Source organism: Bacillus sp. SIMBA_005 (assembly GCF_046535585.1).
Lineage (GTDB): Bacteria > Bacillota > Bacilli > Bacillales > Bacillaceae > Bacillus > Bacillus pumilus.
Window position 1 is genome coordinate 1 of the sequence record NZ_JAWRWI010000578.1, and the last position, 264, is coordinate 264.

Annotated in this window: 1 pseudogene; it reads left to right on the forward strand. The window is 51.5% G+C overall.

Annotation, left to right across the window (positions count from 1 at the left end):
• Nucleotides 1-232: pseudogene (gene yfkM, locus SB660_RS21370) on the forward strand (general stress protein 18); the annotation flags it as partial.
• Between the last annotated feature and the right edge of the window lie 32 nt (nt 233-264).

Consider the following 264-nt stretch of genomic DNA (forward strand, 5'->3'; position numbering starts at 1 on the left):
CAAAAAGCCGGTATTTGCCATTTGCCACGGCCCGCAGCTTTTAATCAATGCGAAAGCGCTCGACGGCCGAAAAGCGACGGGCTATACGTCCATTCGTGTTGACATGGAAAACGCCGGTGCCGACGTTGTGGACAAGGAAGTGGTTGTTTGCCAGGATCAATTGGTCACTAGCCGCACACCGGACGATATACCGGCATTTAACCGCGAGTCATTGGCATTGCTTGAGAAATAAGAAAAAACGGACGCTCTTGGGCGTCCGTTTTT